This window comes from Flavobacterium sp. (genome assembly GCF_035760125.1).
Classification (GTDB): Bacteria; Bacteroidota; Bacteroidia; order Flavobacteriales; family Flavobacteriaceae; genus Flavobacterium.
The window spans coordinates 1-5,271 of the sequence record NZ_DASTTN010000468.1 but is presented as its reverse complement, the minus strand read 5'-3'; the positions used below and the strand labels follow the sequence as shown (position 1 = coordinate 5,271).

The following is a 5,271-nucleotide window of genomic DNA, read 5'->3' as shown; positions in this document are numbered from 1 at the left end:
ACATTGATTTATTCAAAGCAGGAAAACACTATAGACTTTACGAAAAATTAGGGGCACATCTTATTGAAGTTGATGGAGTAAAAGGTGTTTATTTCGCCGTATGGGCGCCATCGGCAAGAACGGTTTCAGTGATTGGTGACTTTAATTACTGGATTCAAGGTGAACATCCATTACAGGTACGTTGGGATTCATCTGGTATTTGGGAAGGATTTATTCCAGGAATAGAACAAGGAACTACCTATAAATATAAAATACAATCCAACAACGGTGGTATCATTACCGAAAAAGCAGATCCATTCGCTTTTTATTGCGAAAAGCCACCTCATACCGCTTCGGTTATTTGGGATCTTGATTATAAGTGGAAAGACAAAAAATGGATGCAAACCCGTAAAGAACATAATGATTTGGACAAACCGTATTCCGTATATGAAGTTCATTTAGGTTCATGGAAAAGACACGGAGAAGAAAATCGATTTTTAACCTATTTAGAATTTGCTGAAGATCTTGTAAAATATATTAAAGAGACTGGATTCACTCATGTGGAATTCATGCCGGTTATGGAATATCCTTATGATCCATCATGGGGTTATCAATTAGTTGGTTATTTTGCACCAACATCCCGTTTTGGAAATCCTCAGGATTTTATGGTTTTTGTCGATAAATTGCATCAAGCGGGTATTGGAGTAATTCTGGATTGGGTTCCCTCACATTTTCCGGATGATGCACATGGATTGGGTTTCTTTGACGGATCCAATTTATTTGAACATCCAGATCGTAGAAAAGGGTACCATCCTGATTGGAAAAGTTTGGTTTTTAATTATGGGCGAAATGAAATTCGTTCCTTTTTAATCAGTAATGCGCTGTTTTGGTTGGATCATTACCATATTGATGGATTAAGAGTCGATGCTGTTGCTTCTATGTTATATTTGGATTATTCCAGAGAAGAAGGGGAGTGGGAACCAAATATATATGGTGGAAGAGAGAATTTAGATACAATCAGCTTTTTAAAAGATTTTAATGAAGCTGTATATGCTAATTATGAAGGTGTCCAGACTATAGCCGAAGAAAGTACTTCTTTCCCAATGGTTTCCCGACCTACATTTGTTGGCGGATTAGGTTTTGGAATGAAATGGATGATGGGTTGGATGCACGATACATTAGAATATTTCCAAAAGGAGACAGTGTATCGAAAATACCATCAAAATGATTTGACATTCTCCATGACTTATACCTACACCGAAAATTTCATGTTGCCTCTTTCACATGATGAAGTTGTATATGGAAAAAAATCTATCGCAGGAAGAATGCCTGGTGACGAGTGGCAAAAATTTGCAAATCTGCGATTACTTTACGGTTATATGTTTACACATCCAGGAACCAAATTGTTGTTTATGGGTGCAGAATTTGGACAAAGCAGTGAATGGAATTTTGAAAGCAGTTTAGATTGGCATTTATTGCAATATCCATTTCATAATGGGATAAAAAAGGTTATCACCAAGCTCAATAAATTGTATAAAACTGAGCCTGCTTTACATGAAAAACAATTTAGTCATGATGGTTTTGAATGGATTAACTATTCAGATCATGAAAATGCAGTGATGTCGTTTATTCGAAAAGGAAATAATCCCGAAGATGATTTAATAGTTGTCCTTAATTTTACCCAGGTTGTACGTGAGAACTACCGAATAGGCATACACAAATCAGGAAAACTTATTGAACTATTCAACAGTGATGATACTGATTTTGGCGGGAGTGGTGTAAAAAACACTAAAAAATTAAGTATTGAAACTAATCCGTATGATGGCAAAGAATATTCAACCGCTTTATTGCTTCCACCACTAAGTGTAGTCGTTTTTAAAATATCCTAGAATTAAAATAAATAAAAATTAATTTTTGTAGTTATTATTCAATCAGTATTTTGATTTTTGTTTCCAATAATGGGAATGTTGATACTTTTAAATTTAACCATATAAACTTAGAACTAATAAAAGTTGGATTTTTGTATAATATTTAAATGTAACATTATGAAGAAATATTTATTAATAGGAATAGGCATAACTGGTTTGTTTTATTCTTGTGCTACAAATCCTATCACAGGGAAAAAAGAACTTAATTTTGTTTCCAACAGTGAATTGTTTCCGTCGTCATTTCAACAATATGGAACATTTTTGAAGGAGAATAAAGTTATTACAGGAACGCCTGAAGCCAAACAAGTAGAAGTAGTTGGATTAAAAATCAAAACAGCTGCAGAGAAATATGCTATTTATCTCGGAAATCCAGATTATTTAAAAGGCTACCAATGGGAATATAAATTAGTTGATGGCAAAGATGTAAATGCTTGGTGTATGCCCGGAGGAAAAATCGTTGTTTATTCAGGGATTTTGCCCATAACTAAAGATGAAGCTGGTTTAGCAACAGTTATGGGACATGAAGTTTCTCATGCATTAGCAAATCACGGTGCACAAAGAATGAGTGCCTCCCAATTGCAAGAATTAGGTGCTGTAGGTGTAGCTGTAGCCACAGGAAATCAAAGTACCGAGAAACAGCAAATGTGGCAACAATATTATGGTTTAGGCTCTCAAGTGGGAGTAATGCTTCCATTTAGCAGGAGTCATGAAAGCGAAGCCGATAAAATAGGACTTACCTTAATGGCAATCGCTGGTTATAATCCGGATGAGGCTATACTTTTCTGGCAAAGAATGGCGGCACAATCCGGAGGAGCAGCACCCTCTGAATTCTTAAGCACACATCCTTCTGATGCCACAAGAATGGCAAATTTAAAGGCATTGATTCCGGAAGCTAGAGCAACAGCTGCAAAAGTTAATGCTACATATAAATAATTGTTTACTGCAATTAATTGAATTTTTAGAACTATTTAGGCTATTCTTTTTAAGAATAGCTTTTTTTATTAATCTTAGTGAGTCCAATAATAGTAATAATTTATTATTAAAAATTTAATATGTGAAAAAGTGCTATTTATTGCTATGCAAACTAAAAAATAAATAAATTCGCAAATAAAAAAACAAACAAATATGGCAGATTTAGCAAAAGGAAGTAAAAAACTACTAAACGCTTGGGCATTTTACGATTGGGCAAATTCAGTATATCCATTAGTGATTTCTTCAGCCATATTTCCAATTTTTTATGAGGCCTTATTTTCCGATAGAGACCATTATATTGAGGTTTTTGGGTTGAACTTAAAAAACTCTGCATTGATTAGTTTTGTCACTGCCGGAGCATTTTTGATGGTTGCCCTTTTTTCACCTTTATTATCTGGTATTGCTGATTATGTCGGGAATAAAAAATCCTTTATGAAGTTCTTCTGCTATACAGGAGCTCTCTCTTGCATTGGTTTGAATTGGTTTAGTTTAGAGAATATTTATGTTGGATTATTTTTTTACTTTTTTGGTTTAATAGGTTTCTGGGGAAGTTTAGTATTTTATAATTCCTATTTGCCTGATATTGCTTTTACCGAACAACAAGACGCCGTAAGCGCCAAAGGATATTCTCTTGGATATATTGGGAGTGTTATTTTATTAATAGTAAATCTTGCTATGGTAATGATGCCTGATATTTTTGGAATAACAGGAAATACTAAAGGCGAAGCCGCAATGAAAGCAATGAAATATTCCTTTGTAATGGTTGGGATTTGGTGGATTATTTTCAGTCAATATACATATTATTTTTTGCCAAAAGGAAATAAAAATATAGATCGAAAAGTGACCAAAGCAGTTGTATTTAATGGTTTTAATGAATTAAAAAAAGTTTGGGGATTATTGGAAGCCAATATTCCGTTAAAAAGATATCTGATTAGCTTTTTTGTTTATAGCATGGCTGTTCAAACCGTAATGCTTATTGCCACTTATTTTGGTTCACAAGAAATCGCTTGGGAATCCGCAAGTCAAAGTCAAACGGGATTGATTATCTGTATTTTATTAATACAAATTATCGCTGTAATTGGTGCTATTTTGACATCAAAAGCATCAGAAAAATTTGGAAATATACCCACCCTTATTGTAATCAATTGTTTTTGGGTGATACTTTGTTCTGCGGCTTATTTTATAGTAACTCCTAATCAGTTTTATATCATGGCTGCGCTAGTAGGACTAGTAATGGGTGGAATTCAGGCATTATCGCGTTCTACCTATTCTAAACTTTTGCCAGAAACAGAAGATACTGCTTCCTTTTTCAGCTTCTATGATGTTACCGAAAAAATTGGGATTGTAATTGGGATGTGTGTCTATGGGGCCATTGATCAAATTACCGGAAGCCCAAGGCTGGCTATTGTATTTTTGGCAGTGTTTTTTGTAATTGGTGTTTTGTTACTGAATAGAGTTCCTAAAAAAGAGGCTTAATAATTTCTAAACCAATCAGGTTTTAAAAATCTTTTTCAATAAAAAAACGCAGATTCAAATCTATGAATCTGCGTTTTTTTTTATAAACTGTAAGTTTACCATTTATATGATTATACTTTTGAAATATCACCAGAGCCACTCACTTTGGTATCTTTTGTTTGAGGATCTCCTTTGTATTGAATATCACCGGAACCCGAAACTCTTGCAAACAAACTCTGACTGCAATTTACTTTCATATCACCTGATCCTGAAATCGTCAGATTTGCATTTTTTGTAATCAAATTAGTAGCGTCCACATCTCCTGAACCAGACGTTTTGGAAACAAAATTATCCGAGCTCCCTGTTAAAACAACATCACCAGAACCACTTAAATTGGATTCAAAATCAGTTGTCTTAACGTCTAAAGTCAAATCACCGGAACCAGATAATTTAGCTTTAAAATTTGGGCTGACGATAGTATTTTTGGACATAACATCTCCAGAACCAGAAAGAGAAACAAAACTAATTTGTTCAAATGGAACGGTCAAAACAATATCTTTCTTAGTATCAATATTGATATTTTTCTCGGTATAAATTTTTAATATATTTCCTTCCACTTCAACTTTGATATAAGGAAGCAAGTTTTCTTCACCTTGAATGGATATTGCGCCTTCGGAACCAGAAACCAATACCACATCAAAAAAGCCTGAAACATTAATCTCATCATAACCCGCAGTAGTTCTCTTCTCTGTTACTACTTTTCCATTTCCTTTTATTTTTGACCATTGTGCATTTGCAATTGTTGTAAAAAACAAAGCACTAAAAACGACAAATCGAATTGATTTTTTCATAGATTAAAAATTATAATTGTTGAACATGATTTTTGAATTTGATAGTATGATTGAAACTGCTATTGAACTTCATTTTTATACAATTT

At 33.8% G+C, this 5,271-nt stretch carries 4 protein-coding genes; 3 read left to right on the top strand and 1 reads right to left on the bottom strand.

All coding sequences use genetic code 11. From position 1 onward, the window contains the following. Window positions 1-2 precede the first annotated feature (2 nt). The 3 genes from glgB to VFS71_RS16750 all read left to right on the top strand — a co-directional run bounded on the left by glgB (window position 3) and on the right by VFS71_RS16750 (window position 4,355). The gene (gene glgB / locus VFS71_RS16760; protein WP_326402730.1) at window positions 3-1,868 is read left to right on the top strand and encodes a 1,4-alpha-glucan branching protein GlgB; all 1,866 of its coding nucleotides are present in this window, start codon (window positions 3-5) and stop codon (window positions 1,866-1,868) included. 156 nt (window positions 1,869-2,024) lie between these two features. Then, window positions 2,025-2,840: a M48 family metallopeptidase gene (locus VFS71_RS16755; protein WP_326402729.1), complete on the top strand. Its 816-nt coding sequence runs from the start codon at window positions 2,025-2,027 to the stop codon at window positions 2,838-2,840. A 192-nt stretch (window positions 2,841-3,032) separates the two neighbouring features. Continuing rightward, complete coding sequence (locus VFS71_RS16750) at window positions 3,033-4,355, top strand: MFS transporter (protein ID WP_326402728.1); 1,323 nt, start codon at window positions 3,033-3,035, stop codon at window positions 4,353-4,355. Window positions 4,356-4,465: 110 nt separating this feature from the next. On the opposite strand, the gene VFS71_RS16745 is transcribed toward VFS71_RS16750, so the two are convergent. Then, complete coding sequence (locus tag VFS71_RS16745; RefSeq protein WP_326402726.1) at window positions 4,466-5,185, bottom strand: head GIN domain-containing protein; 720 nt, start codon at window positions 5,183-5,185, stop codon at window positions 4,466-4,468. Window positions 5,186-5,271: the final 86 nt, after the last annotated feature.